The sequence below is a fragment of the Nocardioides sp. NPDC051685 genome, assembly GCF_044453405.1.
In the GTDB taxonomy this organism is placed as follows: Bacteria; Actinomycetota; Actinomycetes; order Propionibacteriales; family Nocardioidaceae; genus Nocardioides.
On the sequence record NZ_JBITCR010000007.1, the window covers coordinates 165,747 to 192,340 of the forward strand.

The window sequence follows — 26,594 nt, forward strand, 5'->3', positions numbered from 1 at the left end:
CGCCGGCTACCGCGTCAGCAACCACTCGTCGTACTCGGCCGCCTGTCGCTTGTGGAGCTCGCGCAGCGCGTCCTCCTCGACACCCCGGAACGACAGCCCGAGCCCACCCAGGGCAGTACGCCACTCCTCGAAGTCACGCAGCTCGCGCTCGAAGGCCCCCTCTCCGCTGCGGATGTGCCGGATGGAGCGGACCGTCTCGGCGCCGGACTCGTCCCGTCGCTGCACGACGAGCTTGCGTGTGAAGTCGCCGTCGGGCGGGGTGGAGAGCCGCAGATGCGAGGCCGCGACGTCCTCCTGTGTCACGCTCCCCCGCACGAAGGAGCCGTTGAACGAGCCGTGCGGATCGTGGTGGAACGTCCATCCCGACTCCCCCACGCGGGCCAGCCGGTAGACGAACCCGGACTGCCGGAAGTGCCCCTCGACCAGCGGCAACGGGTCGCGGAAGCCGTCCCCGTAGCCGACATCGGCCACCCACCGCCCACCAGGGTTGGTCGCGGTCGGCAGACCGCGGATCTCCAGCGCCAGATGGTCCAGCGTCCCCGACGGACCGGTCGCCTCGAGCATCTGGCCGGTGCGCCGTACGACGTCGAAGCCCAGCTCGGCGAGCGCCAGCGAAAAGACGCCGTTGTTGTGGAAGCAGTAACCGGCGTTGCCCCCGGCCGCCACCCGCTCGAGCGTCTCCACGGGGTCGACGACGTCGGGCGCCCTCGACGCCCCGATGGCCGCGAGCATGATCGAGAGGTTCTCGTAGGGAAGCGTGTCGAGGTGTCGGTGATGAAGATCGACAAGCGTCCCGTACGTCGCCTCCGGCCGCCCGTCGATGCCGAGCCGTCGCAGATAGCCGTCGATCATCGTTCGTACCTTCCGTGCCGGTGGACCAGCGGGTCGGCGTCGTCACCGACCTCGAGCGACACGATCTCGCAGGTCGCCAGGGCGGACCAGCCGATTTCGTGCATCGAGACCAGGCGTACGCCCGCCCAGGTCGGCGCGTCGGCGAGCCGCCGGCCGAACTCGGTCGTCTCCCACGTCCCCGTCCGGAACGCTCCTCCGGGAGCGGGTGTGGTGCCCCCGAACGCCTCGGCCAGGTCCCGGTGGCGCCAGTGGAGCAGCGACACGACCCCGACGCCGGTCTCCTCGAGCTCGTCGCGGAGGTCCGAGTCGGGATCGATCAGCCCGAGCACGGCTCCCGGCGAGCCGTTGGCCACCATCAGCGACGACACCGTGAGCCCGGAGGACCCGGAGGTCCACAGCGACACCCGCCCACCCAGACGACCACGCAGCCGGCGTACCGGATCCTCCGGCGTCGGGAACGGGTGGGACGAGTGGATCGTCAGGCTACGTCCTTGGTAGGCCGCGCGGAGTTCTTCTTCCCGGGCTTCTTCGAGGGCTTCTTGCCGTCGGCCAGCTTCTTGGCGTCGGTGGCGTACATGTCGACGTACTCCTGGCCGGACAGCTTCAGGATCTCGTAGACGATCTCGTCGGTGATCGCACGCAGGATGTAGCGGTCGTTGGCCATGCCCTCGTAGCGCGAGAAGTCCAGGGGCTTGCCGAAGATGATGCGCGGCCGGACGATCTTGCCGAGCTTCTTGCCCGGGGGCGCGATCACGTCGGTGCCGATCACGGCGACCGGGATCACCGGAGCGCCGGTGTCCAGCGCCAACCGGGCGATGCCGGTGCGGCCGCGGTAGAGCTTGCCGTCGTGAGAACGGGTGCCCTCGGGATAGATCCCGAAGAGCTCGCCGTCGCCGAGCACCCGCTTCGCGGCGATCAGGGCGCCCTCGGCCGCCGTCGCTCCCGACCGGTCGATCGGGACGTTGCCGGTGCCGCTGAAGAACGCACGCTGCAGGAAACCCTTCACACCCGTGCCGGTGAAATACTCCGCCTTCGCCACGAACCGCACCATCCGCGGTGAGCCCAGCGGCATGAAGAGCCAGTCGGCGTAGGAGAGGTGGTTGCCGGCCAGGATCGCCGGGCCCTTGCGCGGGATGTTCTCGACACCCTCCCAGGTCGGGCGGAACACCGCCCGGAGCAGAGGACCGACCGCGACCCACTTCAAGAACGAGTAGAAGAGCTTCGTCGACACCCCATCGCCTTCCATATTTGTCTTCGACCCGTGAGCCTATAACGAGACAGGTACTTCTACTCCCGCACCCTGTCATGAGATCCGGCTAGGCTGGAAGAGTGAGCGAGCGTCAGCGAGTGAACCAACGCATCAACACGCCGCCACGTCCGTACTCTGGCGCTTGCGCAACGGAGGTGGCGGCGTGAGCGAGCGAGACGACCTGCCCGAGGACACGACCGGGGCCTCCGACGACGCCTCCGTGCCTCCGGAGGACCGGCCGTCGGACGAGGAGGCATGGCGCGAGATCGTCGAGAACTACGGCGACCGCCCCGCCCTCGAGGAGGAGCCCGTCTCCCGCGGCCTCTTCGAGAAGAAGATCGACATCGTCGAGCCGGTCGAGGAACCGGATTCCTACGAGGACATGTGGCGCGATGACGACGAGGGCTATGTCCCGCCGCCTCCGCCGCCGCTGCCGAAGCCGACCCCCGCACGCCTTCTCGCCTGGATCGGCGTACTCGGTGCCCCGGTCGCCGTGCTGGTCCTGATCGTGGTCACCCAGATCACCGACCGCCATTTCAGCAGCTGGGTCATCGGCGCCCTCGTCGCCGCCTTCCTCGGCGGCTTCGTCTACCTGCTGATGACCATGCCGTCCGAGCCCCGCGAACCCTGGGACGACGGCGCGCGGGTCTAGCTCTCGCCGGTGAGGCGTCGGGCCAGGATCGCCGCCCCGACGACGCCGGCCTCCGCGCCGAAGGCTGCTTCCACGATCGGCGGAACCTCGCGGTGGAGGCGACCGACGAGCGAGGCCTCGAGAGCCGTCCGGGCGGGCGCCAGGAGCAGATCGCCCGCAGTCGAGACTCCGCCACCGACGACCAGCAGCTCGGGGTCGAAAGCGGCCACCAGACCGGCCATCCCGACACCCAGCCACTCTCCCACCGAGTCGTACGCAGCCAGCGCGAGCGCATCGCCGCGAGCCGCGGCGGCGGTGACCGCCGGGCCGGTGATCTTGAGCGGGTCGCCCGCGGCCAGCTCGTCGAGCGCGCAGCCGGCGTACTCCTCGGTCTCCACGCGGGCGCGCACGAAGGCGACCAGCGCGTTGCCGGAGGAGTACTGCTCCCAGCAGCCGGTGAGACCGCACTCGCACGGCAGCCCCCCGGGCACGACCTGCATGTGGCCGAACTCGCCGGCCATGCCGTTGCGACCCCGGACGATCCGGCCGTCGAGGATCACGGCGCCGCCGATGCCGGTGCCGAGGGTGATGAGCAGGGCCGAATCGACGCCACGGGCCACGCCGAGCTCCAGCTCGGCCAGCGCGGCACAGTTGGCGTCGTTGTCGAGCGCCACCCGGGTGCCCCATCGCGAGGAGAGCCGGGTCAGGGTCGGCTCGCCACGCCAGGGCAGGTGGGGAGCGAACATGACCCGCTCGCCCGCCGCGTCGACGAACCCTGCGGCGGCCAGCCCGACACCGGCGACGGGCCGGCCGGCGGCCACCTCGGTGACCGCCTCGGTCAGCGCGTCCTCCACCAGCTCGAGCTCGACCCGGCGCCCCGGCGTGCTGCGGTGAGCCGTGCGGAGCACCTCACCGGCCGGTGAGACCTCCGCCGCGAGCACCTTGGTGCCGCCGATGTCGACACCGATGTGCAGACTCACGGGATCTGGCTCACTGGATCCGGCTCACTTGCGGGCCAGGTCGGCCGCGCCGATCAGGCCGGCCTCGTTGCCCAGCGTCGCCTTGCGGATGTCGAGCATCGGGCGATGTCCGCGACCGGTCAACTGCGCCTCGAAGGCGCGCCGAGCCGGGCCCAACAGCAAGTCCTCGGCCTCGGCTACGCCGCCGCCGATCGCGACGACCGCCGGGTCGAGGACGGCGGCGATGGAGGCGATCCCCTCACCAAGCCAGATGCCGAGGTCGGTGAGCGCCTCGATCGCGAAGGCGTCGCCGTCGCGGGCGGCCTCGGTGATCAGCGGACCCTTGATCTTGGCAAGGTCGCCCTCGGCGCGGTCCAGGACCTCGCGAGCCAGCAGCGAGCCGCCGCGCGCGGCGTCGCGGACGTTGCGCACCAGGGCCGACCCCGAGGCGTACTGCTCCCAGCAGCCGCGGTTGCCGCAGCCGCACAGATGGCCGTTGGGCACGACTCGCATGTGGCCGATCTCGGCGCCGACGCCGAAGGCACCGCGGTAGAGGTCGCCCTCGAGCACCAGGCCGCCGCCGACACCGGTGCCGACGGTCACCAGCATCATGTTGTCGACCTCGGCACCCGCGCCGTACTCGAACTCGCCCCACGCAGCCGCGTTGGCGTCGTTCTCGATCACGACCGGCAGCTCGAGGACCTTCTCCAGGCGCTCCTTGAGCGGTACGTCGCGCCAGGCGATGTTGGGGGCGAACAGGACCGTCGAACGGTTCTTGTCGATGTAGCCCGCGGCGCCGATGCCGACGCACTCGATCGGGTGCTTGGTCTTGAGCTCCTGGACCACCTCGACGATGGCTGCCTCGATGGCCTCCGGGCTCTTCGCCGGCGACTCGACGCGGTGGTCCTCGATGATGTTGCCGTCGTGGTCGACGACGCCGCCGAGGATCTTGGTGCCCCCGACGTCGACCCCGCAGGAGAGCTTCTTCGTCGTCATGCCTCAGCTCCAGCCGTCGAGATCGATCCGGTCGACCTTCTCCGAGCGTCGCGCCCAGTCCCGGGTCGCATCTTCCTCAGCCCGCACGCCATCACTGTGAGCATCCTCGCCTTCACTAGGGCCAGCACCCGGACTCGTGGCCGCCGCGTTGAGCACCGTGGCCGCGGCCTGCACCAACGATGCGGCAGCGCTGGCCAGATGCACCTTGACCTCCGGGCTCGACTCCCGGAGGACATGAACGGTACGGCACAGCGGGCAGTAGGTGCACTCCGGTGCCCCCGTTCCGAGATGCTCCCCGAGCCCCTCGGCGAGATGGCCGATCCGGGAGTCCTTGGCCCACTCGCCGATGGCCTCCATCAGCCTGCCGAGCTCCTCGGCGGTCGACCCCAACGGCTCGTCCGCCCACTCGTGGCGCTGCTCGCTCACGATTTCTCACTCTCGGTGTTCGTCGTCTGACGAGAAAACGTTACTCGCAGCTCCCCGCCCTCGACGCGCGCCCCACTGACGCGCATCCGGGCAAGTGCGGCGGGCAGGGTCAGCAGGCGCCGATAGCCCCCCACGGTGATCGCCAGCTCGTCGCCGTTGCGGCCCAGCTGGACCTGGTCGCGCTCGACCCACTGGGCCAGTCCGGGGAGCGCCAGCCGGACGACGGTGGTGTCGCCATCGGCCTCGGTCCGGAACGGCGCCGGCGTGTCGGGGACGGCCAGCGGGTCGACGCTGCCCGTCCAGACGACCTGAGCGAGGTCGAGCGGCGAGCTTGCTCGTCCGCTCGCGCCGAGCGAAGGAGTAACCGCGCGAAGCGCGGAGGCGTATGCCGCCTCGGCGACCTCGCGCAGGTCGTCGACCCCCACCGGCTCAGTCGGGCGGTAGAACGAGCGCCAGACGGGCAGCCCCTCGAAGGAGGCGCCCACGTCGCCGAGCACGTCGTCCTGGGCCTTGACCCAGCCGGCCCGCCAGTCGTCGGAGCCGCCCGCCGGGAAGATCCGGTTGGCGACGACGCCGTCGACGCGGTAGCCGTAGAGGGAGAGCGTCGTCCAGGACCGTCGGGCCTCGGCGAGCACGACCCGCTCGGGGGTCAGCACGATGCGTACGGACGCCTCGGGGCCCGACAGCAGCTCCCGGACCTCCGCGAGCTCGTCGTGGAGCCGGACCAGGGCGTCGAAGACGGAGTCACCGGGCATCGGCACCCCGGCGGCCTTGGTCAGCACCGGCTTGAGCGCCTTCACCATCTTGCGCTGGACCGGGAGGATCCGCTCCAGATACCACCCCAGCGCCTCGGGAAGGGCGAGCAGCCGCAGCGTCTCGGCGGTCGGGGCGCAGTCGACCACGATCGTGTCCCACTCCCCCGAGACCGCCATCCGGCGCAGCTCCAGGAGGGCGAAGACCTCCTCGGCACCGGGGATGACGGTCAGCTCCTCGGCCGCGATCCGGTCGACCCCGATCGTGTCCAGGACGCTGAGCAGATAGCCCTGCACCTCCGCCCAGGACTGCTCGAAGCGACGCTGCGCGTCGACATGCTGGACGTAGAGGTGCGGGGTGACCTCGACGGGCTCCGAACCGAGGGCACCCGTCACCCCGAACGCGTCGCCCAGGGAGTGGGCGGCGTCGGTGGAGAGGACCAGGGTGCGCAGACCGCGGGCCGCGGACATCGCCGCGGTGCCGGCCGAGACGGTGGACTTGCCGACGCCGCCCTTGCCGGTGAAGAGAAGGATTCTCACGAAGGCATGCCCTACTTCTCGACCCTCTGCTTGAGGCCTCGCAGCGCGGTGTCGATCAGGACCTTCTCGCCCTTGCGCTTGAGCATGCCGATCAGCGGGATGCTCAGATCGAGGGCAAGCCGGTAGGTGACCTCGGTGCGACCACCGAGGTCGCGCAGCACATAGGCACCGTCCATCGAACGCAGCAGGTTGCCCTTGACCAGCGACCAGGTGACCTGACGGTCGTCGTCCCAGTCGTAGGCCAGGGTGTATTCGTCCTTGATCGGCGCGACGTCCAGCACGAACCGGACCTGCTCGGCCCGCCCGTCGACGCCGGTCTCGACGACGCTGACCTCCTGCATGCCCTTGGCCCAGGCCGGGTAGGACTTGAAGTCTGCGATCACCGCCATCACTGCCGAGGGCGCGGCCTCGATCACGATCGTCGAGGTGGTCTGATCGGCCATCGGTGGTGTCCTCACTCCCTGACTTGCTAGGTGTGATGGAGCGTACCGGATAGCATCCCGGTGAAATGGTCGGGCTGTGACCGGGGTAACCTCCGGTTCGTACCCACCTACCATCAGTATGCGGAGGCCCTTGTGCGCGAGTTCTCCACGCCCGCGACGTACGTTGTTCCCCCCACCGGCAGCCTGAGCGACGATGTCGTGCGCAACGCCGCCGAGGCGCCCGACGCTGCCGTGCTCAGCCGGCCAGGCGCTGACGGCACCTGGGTCGACGTCACGTCGTCGGAGTTCCTCGGTGAGGTCTCGGCGGTCGCCAAGGGACTGATCGCGGCGGGTGTCGGCGCTGGGGACCGGGTCGCGCTGCTCTCCAAGACGCGCTACGAGTGGACGCTGATCGACTACGCGATCTGGTTCGCCGGGGCGACGACGGTGCCGATCTACGAGACCTCCTCGGCCGAGCAGATCGAGTGGATCCTCCAGGACTCCGCGGCCGTGGCAATCGTCGCCGAGGACGCCGGTCACATGAGCCGGATCAGCGAGGTCCGCGCGGGCTGCACCGCCCTCAACAACGTGTGGTCGATCAACGACAACGCCGTCGACCTGCTGGTCAAGCTCGGCACCGACATCACCGACGAGCAGCTCGAGGCGCGCCGCAGCGCGGTCACGCCCGAGGACGCCGCGACGCTGATCTACACCTCCGGCACCACCGGCCGCCCGAAGGGCTGCGTGCTCACCCACGGCAACTTCATGTTCGAGCTCGGCGTGGTCGTGGACTCGCTCGACGGCCTGTTCAACATCGAGGGTCGCAGCACCCTGCTGTTCCTGCCGCTCGCGCACGTCTTCGCGCGGATCATCCAGATCGGCTGCATCAAGTCGCGCACCCGCCTGGGCCACACCCCCGACATCAAGAACCTCGTCGCCGACCTCGGCACCTTCCAGCCGACCTTCGTGCTGGCGGTGCCGCGGGTGTTCGAGAAGGTCTACAACACCGCCTCGCAGAAGGCCGTCGCCGACGGCAAGGGCCGCATCTTCGACATGGCCACCGAGGTCGCGATCGAATACTCCCGGGCCACCGAGACCGGCAAGGCGCCGCTCCTGCTCGCCGCGAAGCACAAGCTCTTCGCCAAGCTCGTCTACGGCAAGCTCCTCGCCGCGCTCGGCGGCAACTGCTCCTACGCCGTCTCCGGCGGCGCCCCGCTCGGCGACCGCCTCGGCCACTTCTACCGCGGCATCGGCGTCACCGTCCTGGAGGGCTACGGCCTCACCGAGACCACCGCCGCGCTCACCGTCAACCTGCCCGAGGCATTCAAGATCGGCACCGTCGGCCGGCCGCTGCCCGGCACCTCCGTGCGGGTCGCCGACGACGGCGAGCTGCTCTTCAAGGGCGGCCAGGTGCTCAAGGAGTACTGGCAGAACCCCACGGCCACCAGCGAGGCCAAGACCGACGACGGCTGGTTCCACTCCGGCGACCTCGGCGAGGTCGACGACGAGGGCTTCGTCAAGATCACCGGCCGCAAGAAGGAGATCCTGGTCACCGCCGGCGGCAAGAACGTCGCCCCCGCGGTTCTCGAGGACCGCCTGCGCGCCCACGTGCTCGTCGACCAGTGCATCGTCGTCGGCGACGGCCAGCCGTTCATCGGCGCGATCGTCACCATCGACCCCGAGGCCCTGCCCACCTGGGCCGAGGCCAACGGCAAGTCGAGCAACATCGACGACCTCGTCGAGGACGAGGACCTGCGCGCGGTCATCCAGGGCGCCGTCGACGACGCCAACAAGGCGGTCTCGAAGGCCGAGTCCATCCGCAAGTTCGTGATCATCCCCGACTCCTGGACCGAGGAGGGTGGCCAGCTCACCCCCAGCCTCAAGCTCAAGCGGAACGTGGTCATGCGCGAGTTCAGCCACGAGGTGGACGCGCTGTACGCAAAGTAAAGCTTTTCTCGTGCTGCCGAGTCGGCGCATCTGACCCCGTGTCTTGCGAAGCGAAGCGAGCAAGAGGGGTCGGATGCGCCGACTCGGCCTCTTTTCAGTCCAACACCCGACGAGCAATAGCGATCCGCTGCAAGGTCGTCGGGTGGGAGCCGAACCACCACTGCGACCAGGCCTGCGGGGACGGATCGGAGAGCGAGCGTACGCCGAGGGAGTGCTGCAGCCGCGTGAACGATTCCAGGTCGCCGGTGGCGTGGAGCGCATCGACGTCCGCGCGGGTCTCGACCTGCCGGCTGAGCCCGTTCTCGACGGGCATAGCCAGCACGCTCACCAGCGCGAAGAGCGCCAGCAGCATCGGGATGCCTTCGGGGGTGGCGTACTCGTCCTGGCGGCGGTAGGAGAGCAACAGGCCCAGCAGGCCGACGCCGGCGACCGAGCCGGCGGCGCCGATGACCGTGCCGACCAGGACGTCGTCGTGTTTGGCGTGGGCGAGCTCGTGGGCGACGACGGAGAGCACCGCCCCGTGCGCCACCGCGCCCCGCTGTGAGGCGACGAGGTTGTCGTAGAGGACGACCCGGCGGGTGGAGCCGAAGCCGGTGACGTACGCATTGAGCGAGGTGGTCCGCCGGGAGGCGTCGACCACGAGCACATCGTCGAGCTGGACGCCCTCGCGGTCGGCGATCGCCATCACCTCGGTGCGGAGCTGGCCGCGCGGCAGCGGCTCGAAGTCGTTGAACAGGGGCTCGATGGCGACCGGATAGACGAACGATCCGACCACCACGAGGGCCGCGACCAGAGCGGCGGCGAGGGCCGGCCACCAGCGCCGGCCGAGACGGATGCAGGCGAAGAGGGCGAGCACCGCCAAGGAGGTGGTCAGGATGCCGACGGCCTGGTTGAGCAGCGTGTCACCGAACCAGGACGCCCACGCCTGCCGGGAGAGCCCGTAGCGCAGCTGCAGACGGTGGATCGCCACTCCGAACGGCAGCGTCACGACCCAGCCGATGAGCGTGACCGCGGCGACCGCGAGCACCACCCGGAGCAGCCACGGTCCCGGCAGCCGCGCCACCAGACGCCTCCCGAGCGAGGTGAACCCGAGCACGCAGGCGACCACCAGGGAGGCGACGAGCGAGGCGCGACTGATCCAGCGGGCGGTGTCGGAGTAGGCCAGCATCCGCTTCAGCTCCTCGGCGGTGAACACGTCGCGTTCGTCGGGCAGGTCGAGCGGGCCGCCCGGATAGGGATGCCACGGGATCAGCCACCAGGCGAGCACCACGAACGCGACCGCCCCGACGATGAGAACCACCCAGGACGTACGTCGTGTCGCGCTCACGCCGCCACGTCCGTAGCGCAAGCGCCAGAATACGGACGCGGCGGCGTGTTGTACGCATGGTTCACTCGCTGACGCTCGCTCACGACGCAGAGTGTGACAGACGGGTCCGCCAGCGGGCGGTCAGCTCGTCCTCCCCGAAGCCGAAGCTCGCCTGCAGCGCCTTCTCCAGACCGATGCCGCGTCCGGTGTCCTCGTAGAGGTCGACGAGGGCCTGCTCGCCACCGGCCTCGGCGAGCACCTCACAGGCCAGCCAGGCGGCTTCGTACTCGGCGCCGAAGTGCTCCGAGCGGGTGTTGAACTCGGCCTTGCCCGGCAGGTGGTCGGGGGCGCCGTTCTCGCGGACCTGGGCGAGGATCTGGCCGGCGGTCTTGGACAGCGGGAGCTTGGTGTCGCGGAGCGCGACGTAGTCGGCGAAGCCCTCGACCAGCCACATCGGCCGGTGGGTGTTGGTCGCGGCGTCGGTGGCCGCGTGGGTGGCCTCATGGGTGATGACGATCTGGGCGCCGGGGGCGTCCAGATCGCCGATGACGTCCTGGTTGACCCACACGTGCAGCGGCGTCCCGGTCTTCGTGGACCCGTCGACGGTCGCGGTCACCGCGGCGACGGCAGAGTAGGTCCCCCGCTGCACGCCGAGCGCCGAGTCGAGACCGGCCGCGGGCACCTCGAGGACCAGGCGCGGGTCGTTCCAGGCGATCACCTTGCGGACCCCCGCGACCGCGGTGGTGGCCAGCTCGGCGTAGCGGTCGGCCACCTCGGCGGAGGCCTGGACGACCACGAGGGTCGAGTCGGTGCGACGCACCTCGACCGGACCGCTGAGCCACAGCGGCATCCGGGTGCCCTGGTCGGCCGAGAAGCCCGTGATCGCGCCCTCGGGGTCGAAGGCGACCTTCAGCTCCTCGGTCAGCGCCGGGTCTCCGGGCGTGCGCCACGACATCTCGACGTCGGCCGTCCAGGAGCCGTCGGGGTCCACGTTGCCGGACTCGGCGATGTACCTGGCGCTCACGTCCTCGATACCGATGGCGTGCGCGTTGCGCACGGCCACCGAAGCGGCGTCCTCGCCGTCGGGCTCCGCCCCCTCACGTACGCCGTCGACCAACCGTGCCAGCGAGGCCCGGGCGCCTTCGGTGTCGGCGCGCACGACCGGCGCGGCGGACGGGGTCGGCGCGACGTACTCGCCGCCGCCGGTCAGCCGCCAGCCGACGAACCCGGCGAGCAGCATCACCAGCACGAGGCCGGCCCCGATCAGGACGGGGTGGGCCTGGATGCGGGATAGAAGAGAGCCGACCGTTCGCACCTGCGAACGATCGGCCTCTTCAGGGTGCTGGGTCAAGCTCAACCCGGGCGGACGGCGCCCGTGTAGGGCATCTCGTCCATCGGGGAGACCTTCACACCGGTGCTCGGGTTGGAGGCGTGCACGATCATGCCGTTGCCGATGTACATGCCGACGTGGCTGATCGGGCTGTAGTAGAAGACCAGGTCGCCGGGGGCGAGCTGGTCGCGCGGCACCGAGGGGCCGCTGCTGTACTGCGCCGAAGAGGAGTGCGGCAGCGAGACGCCGGCCTGGCCCCAGGCAACCATGGTGAGGCCGGAGCAGTCCCAGGACTCGGTGCCGGTGGCGCCGTAGACGTAGGAGTCACCGACCTGGTCGAGGGCGTAGTCGACGGCGATCTTGGCACGGCCCGACGGGGCCGGCAGGTTGCCCGGGATGCTCGTGTCGCCGGACTGGAACTCCTCGAGCTGATCGGCCTCGAGCTCGTCGAGCTCGGCCTGGGCCGCCTCGTACTTCTTGTCGATCTCGCTCTTCTTCTGCTGCATGGTCAGCTTGATCTTGGCCATCTGAGCCTTGGCGTCCTCGGTGGCCTCGCGGCGCACCTGGAGGGCCTCGGCCTCGGTGTTGTACCGAGCCAGCAGGTCGGCCTGCAGCGCGTTGTAGGACGAGACGGTGGCCAGGCCGGCGAGGAACTCCTGCGGGTCGTCGGAGGTGATCACCTGGCCGACGGCCGAGACGTCGGAGCCCTCGAACTGCCGCAGCACGGAGTCACGCAGCTCGGCGCGGATCTTGTCGAGCTCCTTGCTCTGCCGCTTCTCGTCGGAGTCGAGGTCCTCCAGCTGGTCCTTGAGGTCCTGCAGCCGCAGCTTGGCGTTGCTGTAGTCCTCGTTGGCCGCCTCGGCCTCGGTGTAGAGCTTGTCGACCTTCTTACGAACGTCGTCGATGTCTGGCTCTGCCTGGGCGGGCGTCGCAGCGGGAATGATCCCGGCGATTCCGATGGCGGCGATGCCGGCGGCCCCGGCAACGAGTCGCTTCCGGTCGCGTGTCACGAGCGGACGGTCTCCTTGTGTAGTCGTTGACGCCTACCGGGTGAGCTGACGGGTTCAGGCACGACTTGCCTTACCGCCGCTCCTCGATCTGGTCTCCCAGGTCGCTCTTGCGGCGGATACACCCCAGATGATCGGTGTGGTTCCCCGGCTCCTGGCCCGCCCCGAAGCGGACCTGGACTAAGCGCGACACCCGCGTGAGCCGGTTGACCCACTGCCACGGGTGCCAGGTTCCTGCGCACACTAGCCGACGGCCTCCCCCACCTGCCAACCACCCACGCCCAAAAGTTCGGCTACATACCCTCCACTAATGGCAGAGCCACCATCCGAAGCGGCGGGACCAGGCCGCCATCGGCCAGCACGTCGAGCGCGCGGCGCTCCTCGTCGTCGATGGTCAGCTCCGGGGGCGGCCCCAGCAGCACGGTGACCACGCAGTCGTGGCACGCCAGACCGCGCACGAGGCAGGTGTCACAGTCGATTCTCGTCGTCATGTGAGTGACGGTCTCACCGAGCACCGACATTTTTGCTTTCGTACGGTTGCGTGCGGCGTGTCATCACCATCGCAGCACGGTATTCGAGGCGGCGATCGCGGACCGGGTCCCTACACTTGGCACATGGAGGTCTCCGCGTACGCGACGCTCCCCGACACGGTCCGGGGGCGCATCGTCGCGCTCACGGCCGGGGTGCTTCCCGACGTCGTGCGCCTCCCGCCCGCGCTCAAGCGGATCGCCGACTTCGCGCCCGCCCGGCGTGCCAAGGCCGGTGGCGCGATGATCGCCTCGGTGCTCGAGGGCGACGACGAGGTCCGGGAGAAGGTCGGGAGCCAGCTGCGCCCGGCCTACGTCTCCGAGGGCTCCCCCGACGACCTCGTGCTGCCCGAGGATCCGGCCGAGGCGGCCGCCGTCGTCTGGCTCGTCCGCCCCGACGGCTGGGAGGTCTCGCTCAAGGAGGCCCTGGACCGGCTGGACGCCGCCGCGGTGCCGGCGGTCGACGCCGAGGTCGCCCGGCTGCGCGGCAAGCTCGCCGCGGCCGAGGACGAGATCCGGGAGGTGCGTGCCGACCGCAAGGCCCGCCTCGACGAGCTCAAGGCCGACAACACCGCCCTGCGGCGCAAGCTCGGTGAGGCCCGGGCCGCGGCGCGTGAGGCCGGGACGGGGCTGGACGAGGCCCTGAGCGAGACCCGTGCGGCGCTCGCCCGCGCCGAGGAGGAGCTGGCCTCCCGCGACCGCCAGCTGCGCCAGCTCCGCAGCCAGATCGACAAGCTCGAGCGCGAAGCGGCCGCCGAGCGGCGTACGTCCAAGACCGACCGTGAGGACGCCTCGCTGCGGGCCAGGTTCCTGCTCGACACGTTGCTCGACGCGGCCGGAGGGCTGCGGCGCGAGCTCGCCCTGCCACCGGTCACCGGCACCCCGGGCGAGCGGGTGGAGGCCGAGCTCGCCTCCGCCGACGCGGCCGCCGGTGCCGGCGTCACCAGCAGCGCCCACCTCGAGCAGTTCCTGGCCATGCCGCGGGTCCGGCTGATCGTGGACGGCTACAACGTCTCAAAGGCCCTGTGGCCCGACTCGGCGCTCGATGCCCAGCGGCTGCGGCTGCTGCGGGCGATCGCGCCGATCGCCGCCCGCACCGGCGCCGAGACGACCGTCGTCTTCGACGCCCACTCCGCATCCGTACGTCCCACCGCGGTGCCTCCTCGCGGCGTCAAGGTCCTCTTCTCCCCCGAGGGCGTCATCGCCGACGACGTCATCCGCGACCTCGTCGACGCCGAGCCGGCCGGCCGCGTCATCCTGGTCGCCACCGACGACGCCGAGATCGTCAAGGACGTACGCCGCGCCGGCGCCCGCACCGTCCCACTCTCCTCCCTCTCGCCCCTGCTGGGCTGATCCGGTCGGCTTCCTGCGGCGCACCGGCCTGATTCGATAGGTTCTCCGGACATTCGAATCATCGGGAGTGGGAGACCAGCGCGTGCGGCACACCCTCAACGCGATCGCCAGGATGTTCCTGTGCGCCGCGGGATTCGTGATGTCCATCTACGGCAGCGTCCAGCTCAACGCTCTCAAGTCACCGAGCTTCGGTGAGTTGCTGCACGAGTCCAGCTTCTGGGTCGCCGCCATCGGCGGCCTGATGACCGCGATCGCGTTCGAGGCGATGCGACGGGCGCAGAGTCCCGCTCCCGCTCCTCAGCCCGCCGAGCCGACCGAGCCCATCACGCCTGTCGCCCCCGTGGCGCCCGAGAAGGACGAGCGACCCGCCGACGACGGCGACAAGCTCAGCCTGGTCGAGGTCGTCGGTCTCGCCGCGGGCGGCGTCATCGGATCCGGCTGGCTGCTCGCGGTGCCGGGCCTCCACGAGAGCCTGGGCGAGGCCGCGCTCCTCGGTTGGGCCGCGGGCGGCGTACTCATGCTCACCATCGCGGTCGTGATGGTCGAGTTCGGGCTCATCTCCCAGCGCACGGGCGGGCTCCTGTTCCACCCGCACGACGCCTTCGGGCCGCTGGTGGTGATCGTCCTCGCGGCCTCGCTGTGGATCTCGTACGCCATCAACCCCGCCGCCCAGGCAGCGGCGGCGGTCAACGGGCTGGCCGAGGTCGTCCCCGCGCTGGCCGGCGAGAGCGGGCTCACCAGGATCGGCTCCGCGCTGGCGGTCGCCGTGACCGCCGCGATCATCGCCTTCGTGCTGCTGCCCCGGCGGCTCGTGCTTCGCACGAACGCGGCTCTGACCCTGCTCAAGATCGCCATCCCGGTGGTCTTCGTGGTGTGCCTGGCGCTCGCGACCCCGGCCCCGCTCACCGGCTCGGGACCGGCAGCCGGGCCCACGTCGACCGGCGTGATGAGCGCGCTGATCACCAGCGGCGTGATCTACGCCTACATCGGTTTCCAGGCACCGCTGGACGTGACCGGCGAGGTCCGGGGCGGCCGTCGCGAGGCGGCCCGGCGGGTGCGCTGGGCGGTCTACGGCACGGTCGTCGGCTCGTTCCTGCTCTACTCCGCGCTCCAGCTGGTCTACGCCGAGCACATGGCCGCCTCCGGCGCCGCGCACGGCACCTCCTACGCGCGCCTGACCGATGCGGCCACGCTGGCCGGCGCACCGCTGGACTGGCTGGTCGTGCTGGTCCGCCTCGCCGCGATCATCGCCCCGATCGGTTCGGGCATCGTGTTCACCTATGCGCTGAGCCGCGAGGTCTACGCGCTCAGCGCGGAGAGGTACGTCCCCAGCGGCCTGCACGAGCCGCGGGCCTCGCGGCTCCCCGGCCGCACCAGCGACTCCTTCTGGCTGATCCTGCTCGTGAACCTGGTGCTCGCGCTGGTCGTCCTGGTGGCGGTGGGTGGCGACTGGCAGACCCTGGCGGTGCTCAACACGATCCCGATCCTGATCCTCTACGCGGTCACCTGCGTCGTCCTGGCCGTGCGCTCGGACCTGCTCGGGACGGGTCTCCAGCAGCTCCTCCCGTTCGCGGCGTACGCGGCCTTCGTCGTCATCGCGCTGGTCGTCAACGAGTCCGCGTGGGACCGGGTGTGGAAGGGCGTGGCGGTCATCGCCTGGGGATCGCTCGTGCTCCTCGTGCTCCCCTGGCTCCATCATCTGCGGGTCCCCGGCCTGGGCTGGTACGACGCGAAGAACCACGGCGCGCGCCTGGTCTCCCGCGACCCGGCGAACAGGCCGTTCGTCGTACTCGCGCTGTATCTGGTCGCGCTGACGCTGCTGAGCGCCGTCCGCCACCGGATCGACGACGACTCCGTCTGGAGCGTGTGGAGCCTGCGCGCCCTGGTGATGATCGTCGCCTCGGGCGCGTTCGTGCTCCTCGTCGGCGCCGGTCGCCGCTACCTCAGGCAGGCCCGGCTCACGTCGACCCGGCCCTGACCCACTCGGCCTCCTCCTCCTGGCCGGCGGCGACCAGGGTCTCGACGACGGCGGCGACCCGGGCGCGGTCCTGCCACCGTCCCACCGATCGGCGCAGCACCTCGGCGCGGCTCGCCTCCGGATAGCGGTGGAGCCGCAGGCGCGTGGTGATGCCGACGATGTCGGTGGGCGTGACGCTCTGCGCCTGGTCGAGGTAGCGGATCAGCAGCCGGTCGGCCGTGTCCGGGAGCTGGTTGCGACGGAGCTGGTGGGCCGTCTCGGCGATCGTCGGCCCGGCGCCACGGCGGTCGATCGCCTCGTCGGCCAGATGGTGCCAGGACGTACGCACGGCGTCGGTGAATCCGGCGGCCTCGAGGGCGGCGAGGCACTCGGCGTACCACGCCACGTACGCCTCCTCGGTCGGAGCCGGGTAGACGAGCAGGTCCTCGGCCAGCCTCCAGCCGACGTCGGCGGCGACGGCCGAGCGACCGCGCCTGCCGACCCTGGACGGGACGTGCCCGAGCAGCCCCACGATCTCCTGGGCGGGGCGGAGCCTGACCAGGGTGGCGGCCTGCCGCCGGAGATCCTCGCCCAGCGTCTTGCCGTGGACGTCGGCGAGATATCCGGCGATGCCCTCCACGACGGCGGATCCCATCGGCTCCCGGTCCGCGCCCTCCGGGGTGAGGACCCAGTGGAGCAGCTTCCGCGTGGTCTCGGCGGACGGCTGCGTCCACGACCACCGGTCGAGGAAGTCGCCGAGCCGCTCGATGTGGCCGCTGCGGGCGAGCGCCCGCACGATCATCGCCGCCTGCGCCTCGTCGCCCTCCTCCATGAGGGTCTCGCAGATCCGCTTCAGGTTCATGGGCGTGGCGTCGCCGGCCAGGGCGGCCAGGAGGCTGTCGCGGCCGGGTCCCCGGCTCCCGCGCAGCAGCAGCACCACCTGCTCGCGCGCCTCCTCGGCGTTCTCGCTGCCGTCGAGGCGGAGCCTGAACCAGTCCTCGAGCACGCGTCCGCCCGGGCTCAGGTCCCAGAACGCCGCGACGAGGTCCTGCTGCTGGGCCGGACCGGGCGCCCGGCCGAGGTCGCCGATCGCGCCGAGGGTGCGCCAGAGCAGGTCCAGCGCGATCTCGCGCAGCCTGGGGCTGGCGCTCAGCGCGACGTACAGCAGGGCCTTGTCGAGGTTGGAGCGTCCGCTGGAGGTCGCCGCGAACTGCTTGACGGTGTCGTTGACCAGCTCGGTCGCCCCGAGCAGCTGCAGCGCCCGGAGGAAGCGAGCGATGTCGGGCACGGTCCGCTGCCGGAGCACGTCGTGGATGACGGCGTAGGCGATGGAGGCGTCGTGCTCGGTCTCGATCGCGAGCCGGGCCGCGTCCTCGGGCGGCCTGTGCAGCGCGGCCGCCGCGATCAGGATCACCCGGTCCGCGGCGGACTCCAGCGAGGTCGCCACGGCGGCCAGGTCGCCGTCCGCCAGCCTTCCGTACGCATGCAGGGCCTGCACCGCGATCGCCGGGTGGCCCTGCGTGCGCAGCTCCGCGAGCCAGGCCACGAACCGGTCGACACCCTGGCCGGAGACCCGCGCGAAGGCGTGGTCGATCAGCTTCTGGGTGTTGAGGACCTCGTCGGCCTTGGCACCGTCGAGCACGGTGACGTACTCGACCAGGCCCGCCAGATCGCCGGTCAGGGTGTCGAGGACGCGCTCGTTGAACCGCAGCGCCGCAGCCTGTCCCTCCCCGCTCAGCAGCGTCCTGGCCTGCTCGCCGGCCTCGGCCGGCTCGACCTGCAGCGAGCCCGAGCGAGCGAACCAGCGCGCCCACGGACGGTCCTCGTTCCCGCCCGTGGACCCCTCAGTGCCGCCGTTTCTCGCAGCGATGACCCACACCTCCCATGTCAGGTGCGCCACACCCTAGTGGCGAAGGACTGTCGGCGGCACTCGCTAATGTGTTCGCATGAGCGAGCGCCAGCGAGCGACCACAGGCCTCAGGTCGCCGGCTCCGTATTCTTTGCCCTGCCCTACGGAGGCGGCGACATGAGCAGTGCGGCGGTGCGCGAGGCGCGCAAGGAGATGCGTGCCCGGGCCGTGGCCCGCCGCCAGCGCGAGCAGGCCACCGGAGGCTGGGAGGCCCAGCGCGGCTTCGACGAGCTCGGTCGGCCGCTGCGGGACCTGACGTTCTGCGTGGTCGACCTGGAGACCACCGGCAACAGCCCCGACAACGGCGGCATGATCACCGAGATCGGCGCGGTGAAGGTGCGCGGCGGCGAGGTCCTGGGCGAGTTCCAGACCCTCGTCAACCCGCACACCGGCATCCCGCCCTCGATCGCCGTGCTGACCGGGATCACCAACTCGATGGTCGCCTCCTCGCCCACCATCGAGTCGGTGCTGCCGGCGTTCCTCGAGTTCGCCGAGGGCTGTGTGCTGGTCGCCCACAACGCCCCCTTCGACGTGGGCTTCCTTAAGCACTTCGCGGCGAAGCAGGAGCGGCCGTGGCCGCGTTTCGAGGTGCTCGACACGGTGAAGATCGCCCGCCGGGTGGTCACCCGCGACGAGGCGCCCAACCACAAGCTCGGCTCTCTCGCCCGGCTCTTCGGCTCCCCCACGACGCCCAACCACCGAGCCCTCTCCGACGCCCGTGCGACCGTCGACGTCCTCCACGGGATGATGGAGCGCCTCGGCAACGTCGGGGTGCAGACCCTCGAGGACCTGGCCGTCTTCTCGGCCAAGGTCACCACCGCCCAGCGCAAGAAGCGCCACCTGGCCGAGGACCTGCCGCACGCCCCCGGCGTCTACCTGTTCAAGGACGAGAAGGGCCGGGTGCTCTACATCGGCACCTCCAAGGACCTCCGCACCCGGGTCCGCACCTACTTCACCGCCTCCGAGACCCGCTCCCGGATGGGCGAGATGGTCGGGCTGGCCGCGACCGTCCAGGGCATCGAGTGCGCGACGGCGCTGGAGGCGGGCGTGCGCGAGCTGCGGCTCATCGCCGAGCACAAGCCGCCCTACAACCGCCGCTCGCGTCGCCCCGAGAAGATGCACTTCGTCAAGCTCACCCAGGAGCCCTGGCCCAGGCTCTCGCTGGTCAAGCAGGTGCTCGACGACGACGCGGACTATCTCGGCCCGTTCGGCTCCAAGAAGGTCGCCGAGAAGGCCCTCCAGGCGCTGCACGACACCTTCCCGATCCGGCAGTGCGCCGACCGTCTCCCGCTCCTCCCGACCAGGACCCCGTGCGTCCTCGCCGAGCTCCACCGCTGCCTGAGCCCGTGCGACCAGAGCATCACCTCGGAGACGTACGCCACCCTGGTCGCGCGCGTCCGCGAGTCCCTGCTCCACCGGCCCGACGAGGTGGTCGAGACGGTCACCGAGCGGCTGACCGGCCTGGCCGAGCAGGAACGGTTCGAGGAGGCGGCGGTCCACCGTGACCGGCTGACCTCCTACCTGCGCGCCGCCGCGCGTACGCAGCGGCTCAGCGGCCTGACCCGGCTGCCCGACCTCACCGCGATCCGACGCGAAGACGACGGCCGCTGGGCGGTCCACGTGGTCCGTCACGGACGGCTCGCCGGCGCCGGTGTGATCCCCCGCGAGGCCAACGCCCACGCCTACGTCGCCGACCTCCAGCTCAGCGCCGAGACCGTCCTGGACGCGCCCGGCCCGGTCCCAGCCGCGAGCGCCGAGGAGACCGAGCTGGTGCTGCGCTGGCTGGAGTCCCCGGGCGTACGCCTCGCCCACATCGAGGGCGAATGGACCTGCCCGATCGGCGGTGCGGGCCGTCGGGCAGCCGCGCTCTAGACCGATCGGCTAACGTGACCTGCGTGATCACAGCGATCGTCTTCATCAATGCCGAGGTCTCCCAGATCCCCGAGGTGGCCGAGGCCGTCGCCGCCATCGACGGGGTCAGCGAGGTCTACTCCGTCACCGGCCAGATCGACCTGATCGCCCTGGTCCGCGTCCGCGCCCACGAGGATGTGGCCACCGTCGTCGCCGACAAGGTCAACAAGGTCCCCGGCGTGCTCGAGACCGAGACCCACATCGCCTTCCGCACCTACTCCCAGGTCGACCTCGAGGCCGCGTTCTCCATCGGCCTGGACTGAGCACGTCCTCGTGTAGCCGAGTCGGCGCATCTGCACGCTTGGAGCGAAGCGAAGCGAGCGATGCGTGCGGATGCGCCGACTCGGCGCGTAATCATCTACAGCCCACCGCGAAGCGAAGCGAGCCAGGCGCAAAGATGCGCCGACTCGGCGCGAGATCATCTAGATCAGCGCGCTGTAGCAGCGACCCACCGGTCGAGCACACCCTGAGCAGCCCCGGAGTCGATGGCATCAGCAGCCCGGGCGATCCCGCCGGAGAGCCGCTCGTCGACGCTGCCGGAGCCGGCGTCGTGGACGGCGAGGGCGGCACCGGCGTTGAGCACGACCGCGTCACGTACGGCGCCCTTCTCCCCGGCGAGCAGACGCCGGACGACGGAGGCGTTGTAGGCGGCGTCGTCGCCGCGCAGGTCCTCGGCGGTGGCCCGGGCGATGCCGTGGTCGAGGGGCTCGACGGTCGCCTCGGTCACGACGCCCTGCGAGACCATCCAGATGTGGGAGGTCGTGGTGGTGGTGAGCTCGTCGAGGCCGTCGTCGCCGCGGAAGACCCAGGCGTCGGACCCACGGCGGGCGAAGACACCGGCCATGACCGGCGCGGCAGCGGCGTCGGCGCAGCCGATCGCGGAGGACGCGGGGCGCGCCGGGTTGGTCAGCGGGCCGAGCAGGTTGAAGACGGTGGCGATGCCGATCTCCCGCCGCGCGGCGGCGGCGTGGCGCATCGCGGGGTGGAAGGCCGCGGCGAACAGGAAGGTGATCCCGGCCTCCTCGGCCACCTCGCCGACCCGCGAGACATCGAGGTCGAGCCGGATGCCGAGCGCCTCGAGCACGTCGGCCGACCCCGACTTGGAGGAGGCGGACCGGTTGCCGTGCTTGACGATCTTGGCCCCTGCGCCGGCCGCGACGATCGCGGACATCGTGGAGATGTTGACCGAGAAGGACCGGTCACCGCCGGTGCCGACGATGTCGAGCACTCGGCCGGGCACGAAGATCGGGTTGGCCTTGGCCAGCATCCCGTCGGCGACGCCGGCGAGCTCGTCGACGGTCTCGCCCTTGGCACGCAGCGCCACCGCGAAGGCGGCGATCTGGGCGGTCGTCGCCTCTCCGGAGAGGATCTCCCCCATCGCCCACGCCGCCTGGTGCGCGGACAGGGACTGTCCCGCGACCAGCGTGGTGAGGACCTCGGGCCAGGAGTTGGGGGCGGACGTCATGCGCCAACGTTAACGGGCCGCAGCAGTCCCACGACCGTCCGGGCCAGCTCGAACGGGTCGAGCGGGTGCGGGACGGTCGCTTCCGCACGCGACCAGGTGCCGAGCCACGCGTCCTGGGGACGTCCGATGAGGACCACGATCGGCGGAGCGTCCCGCACCTCGTCCTTGACCGCCTTCGCGATCCCGAGCCCGCCGGCCGGGGCGGCCTCGCCGTCGAGCACGGCCAGCGCCAGGCCCCCGGCGTCGAGCTGCGCGCGCACGGCCGGCTCGGTGGCCACCTCGACGTACTCCACCTCCGGGAGGGAGGGGTGCGGACGGCGCCCCAGAGCGAGGATCACCTGCTTGCGTACGTCGACGTCGTCGCTGTAGACGAGGATCTTCAGGGAATTCGAGGTGGTGTCGGTCACACCCTGATGCTAGCGCCAACACCACGGCCTGCGGCCAGATGTCACACCCCGAACCCGAGCGGTGTCTCAAGGGTGTGGGACCGGTGCATGACCGGCCCGAGACACGACACACAGGGTCCCAAGAAGACTCTGGGAAAGGGGCAGGACATAATGGCGGGCGTGGCGACAGTATCGACTCTTCCAACAGCCCGCCTGCACGGGCATCACGACCGTCCGAGCATGGTCAGCGTGGGGACGATCATCTGGCTCGCAAGCGAGCTGATGTTCTTCGCGGCGCTGTTCGCGGCCTACTTCACGATCCGCGCGGTCAGCCCCGAGACGTGGCATGCCAACACCGAGGCGCTCAACATCCCGTTCGCGGCGGTCAACACCACGATCCTCGTGCTGTCGTCGTTCACCTGCCAGTTCGGCGTCTTCGCCGCCGAGCGTGGCCAGGTCGGACGTAAGGGCTCGCTGCTCGCGGTCCGGCTGTGGGGTCTGCGTGAGTGGTTCATCCTCACCTACCTCATGGGCGCGGTCTTCATCGCGGGCCAGGCGACGGAGTACGCCGCCCTGGTGCAGGAGGGCATCGCCCTCAACCGCGGCTTCACCGGCCCCGACGACCCCTACGGCTCGGTCTTCTACCTGACGACGGGCTTCCACGGTCTGCACGTCACCGGCGGCCTGATCGCCTTCCTGTTCGTGCTCGGCCGGACGTACGTCGCCAAGCGCTTCACCCACGAGCAGGCCGTCTCCGCGATCGTCGTGTCCTACTACTGGCACTTCGTCGACGTGGTGTGGATCGGCCTGTTCGCGACCATCTACCTCCTCAAGTGACCAAGGACTGAATGTGCGTCTACTGAACCGCTCCGTCGGTCGACTGTCGCGGCACCGCCGCCGCCCGTTGGCCGGTGCCGCCGTGCTCCTGGTCGCCCTGTTGAGCACCGGCGGCGCGTACGCCGCCCTTGCCCCGGCCTCGCAGGCCGAGCAGGAGAAGGACAACGCTGCTCTCGTCGCCGAGGGCAAAGAGCTCTTCATGATCAACTGCTCCACCTGCCACGGCTCCAACGGTGAGGGCATCACCACCCAGAACGGGAAGCTCTACGGACCCTCCCTGATCGGTGTCGGTGCCGCCTCCGTCGACTTCCAGGTCGGCACCGGCCGGATGCCGATGGCCCAGCCCGGCGCCCAGGTCGAGGTCAAGGACCCCAGCTTCAGCCAGGACGAGATCGACGCGATGGCCGCGTACGTCGCCAGCCTCGGCCCCGGCCCGTCGATCCCGGACAAGGAGCAGTACGACCCGGAGACCTACGGCTCCGAGAAGGAGAAGGAGGAGGCGGTCACCCTCGGTGGCCAGATCTTCCTGACCAACTGCACCGCCTGCCACAACTTCACCGGTGCCGGCGGCGCGATGCCGCGCGGCGGCAAGGCTCCGAGCATCCTCAACACCGACCCGAAGCACATCTACGAGGCGATGCTGACCGGTCCGCAGTCCATGGACAACTTCTCCGACGGCAACATCAGCCCGGAGGAGAAGAAGGCGGTCATCTCCTACGTCGAGTCGATGAAGGAGCAGCCTGACTACGGCGGCTTCAACAACGGTTCGCTCGGCCCCGTGACCGAGGGCCTCGTCGCCTGGATCGTCGGTCTCGGCGTTCTGGTGGCCTTCGCCTTTTGGATCGCCGCGCACACCACGCGCACCAACCAGACCAAGAAGGGATCTGCCAAGTGAGCAGCGACCTCAGCGAGATCGAGAAGCACGACGACTCGCACCCCGAGCTCAACGCGCACACGGACGCGCTGCTGCCCGACCCGGGCATGCACGAGCATCACTGGCGTCCTACTGACGTCGACCCCAAGGCGGAGAAGCGCGCCGAGCGCCAGGTGAGCCTCTTCTTCGGTCTCTCCGCGCTCTGCTCGGTGCTGTTCGTGGTTGCCTACTTCGCCATCAAGCCGGGCTACGACGGTGACGTCTGGGCCGGCTACGGCGCCTCCAACCTGGCGCTGGGAGCGAGCCTCGGCTTCGCCCTCCTCTTCCTCGGCATCGGCGTCATCCAGTGGGCTCGCAAGCTCGTCGTCGACATCGAGCACACCGAGGACCGGCACCCGGCAGCCTCCTCCCCCGCCACCCGCGAGGTCGCCGTCGCCGAGCTCAAGGCCGCGCTCCAGGAGTCCGGCATGGCCCGCCGCCCGTTCATCCGCAACGCGATGATCGGCTCGGCCGCCCTGCTCGGTCTGCCCGCGATCGTCATGCTCAAGGACCTGGGCAAGACCAACGCCCAGATCACCGAGGAGCAGCCTTACGCCGGCGCCGGCCTCGAGCACACCGTCTGGGATGCCGGCGTGCGCGTCGTCCGCGACGTGGTCGGCACCCCGATCCGCCCGGGCGACCTGGAGATCGGTGACCTGGTCAACGCCGAGCCCTCGACGATCTTCGACGGCAGCCTTCACGGCGCGCCGCTGCAGATCGCCAAGTCGAAGGCCGCCACGATCCTGCTGCGGATGGACCCCAACGACATCGTCAACGACGTGACCCGCAACTGGTCGGTCAACGGCATCGTGGCCTACTCCAAGATCTGCACCCACGTCGGTTGCCCGATCTCGCTGAACGAGCGCACCACGCACCACCTGCTGTGCCCGTGCCACCAGTCGACCTTCGACCTCGCCGACCACGGCAGGGTCCTCTTCGGTCCGGCCGGTCGTCACCTGCCGCAGCTGCCCCTGGGCGTCGACGCGGACGGCTTCCTCGTTGCCCTCTCGGACTACCCTGAGCCTGTGGGCGTCAGCTACTGGGAGCGCAACACCTACGACATCGACGAGATCTTCGACGACTGGTCAAAGGACCACGCCGCCGATGCTGAGCAGTACGGCTACAAGGAGGGCGGACAGTGAGCACCGACACGTCCAAGGTTGCCGCCAGCAACGGCACCAACGCCGCTGCCCCGGCGGGCAAGCCGACCAAGGCCGGCGCAGCCGCCAACTGGGCTGACGAGCGCCTCGGGCTCGGCGGCCTGAGCAAGTTCCTCTCCCGCAAGATCTTCCCCGACCACTGGTCGTTCATGCTGGGCGAGATCGCGCTGTGGAGCTTCGTGGTCCTGCTGGTCACCGGCGTCTTCCTGACGCTGTGGTTCAAGCCCTCGATGGCCGAGATCACCTACCAGGGCTCCTACGCCCCGCTGCGCGGCATCGACATGTCCGAGGCGATGGCCTCGACGCTGGACATCTCCTTCGACGTACGCGGCGGCCTGCTGCTGCGTCAGGTCCACCACTGGGCGGCGATGCTGTTCATCGCCTCGATGATGATCCACATGATGCGCGTGTTCTTCACCGGTGCGCACCGCAAGCCGCGTGAGATCAACTGGGTCATCGGCGCCACGCTGCTGCTCCTCGGCACGCTCGAGGGCTTCACCGGCTACTCGCTCCCCGACGACCTGCTCTCCGGCACCGGCATCCGGGCCGCGGACGGGTTCATGATGGCGATCCCCATCGTGGGGACGTACATCTCGTTCTTCCTGTTCGGAGGCGAGTTCCCGGGCGACGACATCATCCCGCGCCTGTTCACGATCCACGTGCTGTTGATCCCGGCGCTGCTGCTGGCGCTGATCGGTGCCCACCTGATCCTCCTGATCTACCACAAGCACACCCAGTGGCCCGGACCCGGACGCACCGAGAAGAACGTCGTCGGCTACCCGATGGTGCCGAACTACATCTCCAAGATGACCGGCTTCTTCTTCATCACCTTCGGTGTGACCGCCCTGCTCGGCGCTTTCTTCTCGCTCAACCCGGTGTGGAAGTTCGGTCCGTACGACCCGACCAAGGTCACCGCGGGCTCGCAGCCTGACTGGTACATGGGCTGGCCCGACGGCGCGCTGCGCATCATGCCGGGCTGGGAGTCGCACTTCTGGGGCTCGACCTGGTCGTGGAACATCTTCTTCCCGGTCATCGTGCTGCCGATGGCGGCCTGGATGGTCGTGCTGATGCTCCCGTTCATCGAGGCCTGGATCACCGGCGACAAGCGCGAGCACCACCTGCTCCAGCGCCCGCGCAACGCTCCGACCCGCACCGCCACGTTCGTCGCGCTGATGACGTTCTACGCAGGCTTCTGGGCCGCCGGCGGCAACGACATCATCGCGATCAAGTTCGACCTCTCGATCAACCAGATCACCTACTTCCTGCGGGCGTTCGTGTTCCTGGGTCCGATCGCGGCGTTCATCATCACGCGTCGTTGGTGCATCTCGCTGCAGCGTCACGACAACGAGAAGCTGCTGCACGGCTACGAGACCGGCACGGTCATCCGTACGCCGGAGGGCGCCTACCACGAGAAGCACCTGCCGCTCCCCGAGGACGAGGCCTACGCCATGACCGTCCGCGACCGCGGCCGGGCCGGCGAGGAGCCGGAGCTGAAGAAGAACGGCAAGCTGTCGCTCCGCGCCAAGCTCCGTGCCTTCTACTACGACCACGACGTGGACAAGCCGACCCCCGAGGAGCTCAGCGAGGCACACCACCACGCCGAGCACGAGGCCCACGCGCTGGCCGCCCACGAGGGTCACCAGGTCGACGGTCACGACTTCGACGATCACCGTCACTCGGCGATCGAGGAGCCCCTCAGCCACTGAGGCTGAAGCCGTACGCCACGTGGCGCCGTTCCCTCCGGGGGACGGCGCCACGT

Annotated in this window: 25 protein-coding genes and 1 riboswitch; of the genes, 10 read left to right on the forward strand and 15 right to left on the reverse strand. The window is 70.1% G+C overall.

Annotation, left to right across the window (positions count from 1 at the left end; genetic code table 11):
- Positions 1-6: 6 nt before the first annotated feature.
- Genes ACIA03_RS20735 through ACIA03_RS20745 form a run of 3 tightly spaced genes read right to left on the reverse strand, consistent with a single transcriptional unit; the run spans position 7 to position 2,083 of the window.
- Complete coding sequence (locus tag ACIA03_RS20735; protein WP_396985972.1) at positions 7-852, reverse strand: arylamine N-acetyltransferase; 846 nt, start codon at positions 850-852, stop codon at positions 7-9.
- A complete protein-coding gene (locus ACIA03_RS20740; RefSeq protein ID WP_396986161.1) occupies positions 849-1,334 on the reverse strand; it encodes a flavin reductase family protein in 486 nt (161 codons plus the stop codon). The genes ACIA03_RS20735 and ACIA03_RS20740 overlap by 4 nt, the downstream gene beginning before the upstream one ends.
- Positions 1,331-2,083 (reverse strand): lysophospholipid acyltransferase family protein, encoded by a 753-nt coding sequence (locus ACIA03_RS20745; protein ID WP_396985974.1) that lies wholly within the window; start codon positions 2,081-2,083, stop codon positions 1,331-1,333. Before ACIA03_RS20745 ends, ACIA03_RS20740 begins: the two co-directional genes overlap by 4 nt.
- A gap of 181 nt (positions 2,084-2,264) precedes the next feature.
- On the opposite strand from ACIA03_RS20745, the gene ACIA03_RS20750 reads away from it, so the two are divergent.
- On the forward strand, positions 2,265-2,753 hold the full coding sequence (locus tag ACIA03_RS20750) for a hypothetical protein (RefSeq protein WP_396985976.1): 489 nt from the start codon (positions 2,265-2,267) through the stop codon (positions 2,751-2,753).
- On the opposite strand, the gene ACIA03_RS20755 is transcribed toward ACIA03_RS20750, so the two are convergent.
- The 5 genes from ACIA03_RS20755 to ACIA03_RS20775 are packed head-to-tail and all read right to left on the reverse strand — an operon-like array spanning position 2,750 to position 6,848.
- Entirely contained in the window at positions 2,750-3,712 is a 963-nt protein-coding gene (locus ACIA03_RS20755; RefSeq protein WP_396985978.1) for an ROK family protein, read from the reverse strand. The genes ACIA03_RS20750 and ACIA03_RS20755 overlap by 4 nt on opposite strands.
- 24 nt (positions 3,713-3,736) lie before the next feature.
- On the reverse strand, positions 3,737-4,687 hold the full coding sequence (locus ACIA03_RS20760; protein WP_396985980.1) for an ROK family glucokinase: 951 nt from the start codon (positions 4,685-4,687) through the stop codon (positions 3,737-3,739).
- A gap of 3 nt (positions 4,688-4,690) precedes the next feature.
- Positions 4,691-5,113 (reverse strand): hypothetical protein, encoded by a 423-nt coding sequence (locus tag ACIA03_RS20765; protein ID WP_396985982.1) that lies wholly within the window; start codon positions 5,111-5,113, stop codon positions 4,691-4,693.
- A complete protein-coding gene (locus tag ACIA03_RS20770) occupies positions 5,110-6,405 on the reverse strand; it encodes an ArsA family ATPase (protein WP_396985984.1) in 1,296 nt (431 codons plus the stop codon). Before ACIA03_RS20770 ends, ACIA03_RS20765 begins: the two co-directional genes overlap by 4 nt.
- A gap of 11 nt (positions 6,406-6,416) precedes the next feature.
- The gene (locus ACIA03_RS20775; protein ID WP_141792761.1) at positions 6,417-6,848 is read right to left on the reverse strand and encodes an SRPBCC family protein; all 432 of its coding nucleotides are present in this window, start codon (positions 6,846-6,848) and stop codon (positions 6,417-6,419) included.
- 132 nt (positions 6,849-6,980) lie between these two features.
- Here ACIA03_RS20775 and ACIA03_RS20780 point away from each other — a divergent pair, with 132 nt between their 5' ends.
- Entirely contained in the window at positions 6,981-8,774 is a 1,794-nt protein-coding gene (locus ACIA03_RS20780) for an AMP-dependent synthetase/ligase (protein WP_396985986.1), read from the forward strand.
- Between the two features lie 94 nt (positions 8,775-8,868).
- On the opposite strand, the gene ACIA03_RS20785 is transcribed toward ACIA03_RS20780, so the two are convergent.
- The 4 genes from ACIA03_RS20785 to ACIA03_RS20800 all read right to left on the reverse strand — a co-directional run bounded on the left by ACIA03_RS20785 (position 8,869) and on the right by ACIA03_RS20800 (position 12,908).
- On the reverse strand, positions 8,869-10,101 hold the full coding sequence (locus tag ACIA03_RS20785) for a M48 family metallopeptidase (protein ID WP_396985988.1): 1,233 nt from the start codon (positions 10,099-10,101) through the stop codon (positions 8,869-8,871).
- Between the two features lie 79 nt (positions 10,102-10,180).
- The gene (locus ACIA03_RS20790; RefSeq protein ID WP_396985990.1) at positions 10,181-11,395 is read right to left on the reverse strand and encodes a hypothetical protein; all 1,215 of its coding nucleotides are present in this window, start codon (positions 11,393-11,395) and stop codon (positions 10,181-10,183) included.
- A gap of 38 nt (positions 11,396-11,433) precedes the next feature.
- A complete protein-coding gene (locus ACIA03_RS20795) occupies positions 11,434-12,420 on the reverse strand; it encodes an NlpC/P60 family protein (RefSeq protein WP_396985992.1) in 987 nt (328 codons plus the stop codon).
- 15 nt (positions 12,421-12,435) lie between these two features.
- Positions 12,436-12,614, reverse strand: a riboswitch (cyclic di-AMP (ydaO/yuaA leader).
- A 96-nt stretch (positions 12,615-12,710) separates the two neighbouring features.
- Positions 12,711-12,908, reverse strand: a complete 198-nt coding sequence (locus tag ACIA03_RS20800) for a hypothetical protein (RefSeq protein ID WP_396985994.1) — start codon at positions 12,906-12,908, stop codon at positions 12,711-12,713.
- Positions 12,909-13,031: 123 nt separating this feature from the next.
- Here ACIA03_RS20800 and ACIA03_RS20805 point away from each other — a divergent pair, with 123 nt between their 5' ends.
- Together ACIA03_RS20805 and ACIA03_RS20810 are read left to right on the forward strand one after the other, a co-directional pair.
- Positions 13,032-14,297, forward strand: a complete 1,266-nt coding sequence (locus ACIA03_RS20805) for an NYN domain-containing protein (protein ID WP_396985996.1) — start codon at positions 13,032-13,034, stop codon at positions 14,295-14,297.
- An 82-nt stretch (positions 14,298-14,379) separates the two neighbouring features.
- The gene (locus ACIA03_RS20810) at positions 14,380-16,275 is read left to right on the forward strand and encodes an APC family permease (RefSeq protein WP_396985998.1); all 1,896 of its coding nucleotides are present in this window, start codon (positions 14,380-14,382) and stop codon (positions 16,273-16,275) included.
- On the opposite strand, the gene ACIA03_RS20815 is transcribed toward ACIA03_RS20810, so the two are convergent.
- Positions 16,256-18,154, reverse strand: coding sequence for a hypothetical protein (locus ACIA03_RS20815; protein WP_396986000.1), 1,899 nt, complete (start codon positions 18,152-18,154; stop codon positions 16,256-16,258). The genes ACIA03_RS20810 and ACIA03_RS20815 overlap by 20 nt on opposite strands.
- 162 nt (positions 18,155-18,316) lie before the next feature.
- Here ACIA03_RS20815 and ACIA03_RS20820 point away from each other — a divergent pair, with 162 nt between their 5' ends.
- The gene (locus ACIA03_RS20820) at positions 18,317-20,035 is read left to right on the forward strand and encodes a DEDD exonuclease domain-containing protein (RefSeq protein WP_396986163.1); all 1,719 of its coding nucleotides are present in this window, start codon (positions 18,317-18,319) and stop codon (positions 20,033-20,035) included.
- 23 nt (positions 20,036-20,058) lie between these two features.
- On the forward strand, positions 20,059-20,337 hold the full coding sequence (locus ACIA03_RS20825) for an Lrp/AsnC family transcriptional regulator (RefSeq protein ID WP_040757138.1): 279 nt from the start codon (positions 20,059-20,061) through the stop codon (positions 20,335-20,337).
- 164 nt (positions 20,338-20,501) lie between these two features.
- Here ACIA03_RS20825 and trpD read toward each other — a convergent pair whose 3' ends face one another.
- Positions 20,502-21,539, reverse strand: coding sequence for an anthranilate phosphoribosyltransferase (trpD, locus tag ACIA03_RS20830; protein ID WP_396986003.1), 1,038 nt, complete (start codon positions 21,537-21,539; stop codon positions 20,502-20,504).
- Complete coding sequence (locus ACIA03_RS20835) at positions 21,536-21,946, reverse strand: hypothetical protein (RefSeq protein WP_091049965.1); 411 nt, start codon at positions 21,944-21,946, stop codon at positions 21,536-21,538. Before ACIA03_RS20835 ends, trpD begins: the two co-directional genes overlap by 4 nt.
- A 150-nt stretch (positions 21,947-22,096) precedes the next feature.
- On the opposite strand from ACIA03_RS20835, the gene ACIA03_RS20840 reads away from it, so the two are divergent.
- The 4 genes from ACIA03_RS20840 to ACIA03_RS20855 are packed head-to-tail and all read left to right on the forward strand — an operon-like array spanning position 22,097 to position 26,541.
- Positions 22,097-22,762, forward strand: coding sequence for a heme-copper oxidase subunit III (locus tag ACIA03_RS20840; RefSeq protein WP_396986005.1), 666 nt, complete (start codon positions 22,097-22,099; stop codon positions 22,760-22,762).
- Between the two features lie 13 nt (positions 22,763-22,775).
- On the forward strand, positions 22,776-23,657 hold the full coding sequence (locus ACIA03_RS20845) for a c-type cytochrome (protein ID WP_396986007.1): 882 nt from the start codon (positions 22,776-22,778) through the stop codon (positions 23,655-23,657).
- Positions 23,654-24,817 carry a Rieske 2Fe-2S domain-containing protein gene (locus ACIA03_RS20850; RefSeq protein WP_396986009.1) on the forward strand — a complete coding sequence of 388 codons (1,164 nt, stop codon included), beginning with the start codon at positions 23,654-23,656 and terminating at the stop codon, positions 24,815-24,817. The genes ACIA03_RS20845 and ACIA03_RS20850 overlap by 4 nt, the downstream gene beginning before the upstream one ends.
- Positions 24,814-26,541, forward strand: coding sequence for a cytochrome bc complex cytochrome b subunit (locus tag ACIA03_RS20855; protein ID WP_396986011.1), 1,728 nt, complete (start codon positions 24,814-24,816; stop codon positions 26,539-26,541). The genes ACIA03_RS20850 and ACIA03_RS20855 overlap by 4 nt, the downstream gene beginning before the upstream one ends.
- Positions 26,542-26,594: the final 53 nt, after the last annotated feature.

Bases quoted from the DNA above. Each gene is read 5' to 3' on its own strand.
- ACIA03_RS20760 (WP_396985980.1), bottom strand. From the start codon at position 4,687: ATGACGACGAAGAAGCTCTCCTGCGGGGTCGACGTCGGGGGCACCAAG.
- ACIA03_RS20805 (WP_396985996.1), top strand. From the start codon at position 13,032: ATGGAGGTCTCCGCGTACGCGACGCTCCCCGACACGGTCCGGGGGCGC.
- trpD (WP_396986003.1), bottom strand. From the start codon at position 21,539: ATGACGTCCGCCCCCAACTCCTGGCCCGAGGTCCTCACCACGCTGGTC.
- ACIA03_RS20735 (WP_396985972.1), bottom strand. From the start codon at position 852: ATGATCGACGGCTATCTGCGACGGCTCGGCATCGACGGGCGGCCGGAG.
- ACIA03_RS20775 (WP_141792761.1), bottom strand. From the start codon at position 6,848: ATGGCCGATCAGACCACCTCGACGATCGTGATCGAGGCCGCGCCCTCG.
- ACIA03_RS20840 (WP_396986005.1), top strand. From the start codon at position 22,097: ATGGCGGGCGTGGCGACAGTATCGACTCTTCCAACAGCCCGCCTGCAC.
- ACIA03_RS20800 (WP_396985994.1), bottom strand. From the start codon at position 12,908: ATGACGACGAGAATCGACTGTGACACCTGCCTCGTGCGCGGTCTGGCG.
- ACIA03_RS20820 (WP_396986163.1), top strand. From the start codon at position 18,317: ATGCGTGCCCGGGCCGTGGCCCGCCGCCAGCGCGAGCAGGCCACCGGA.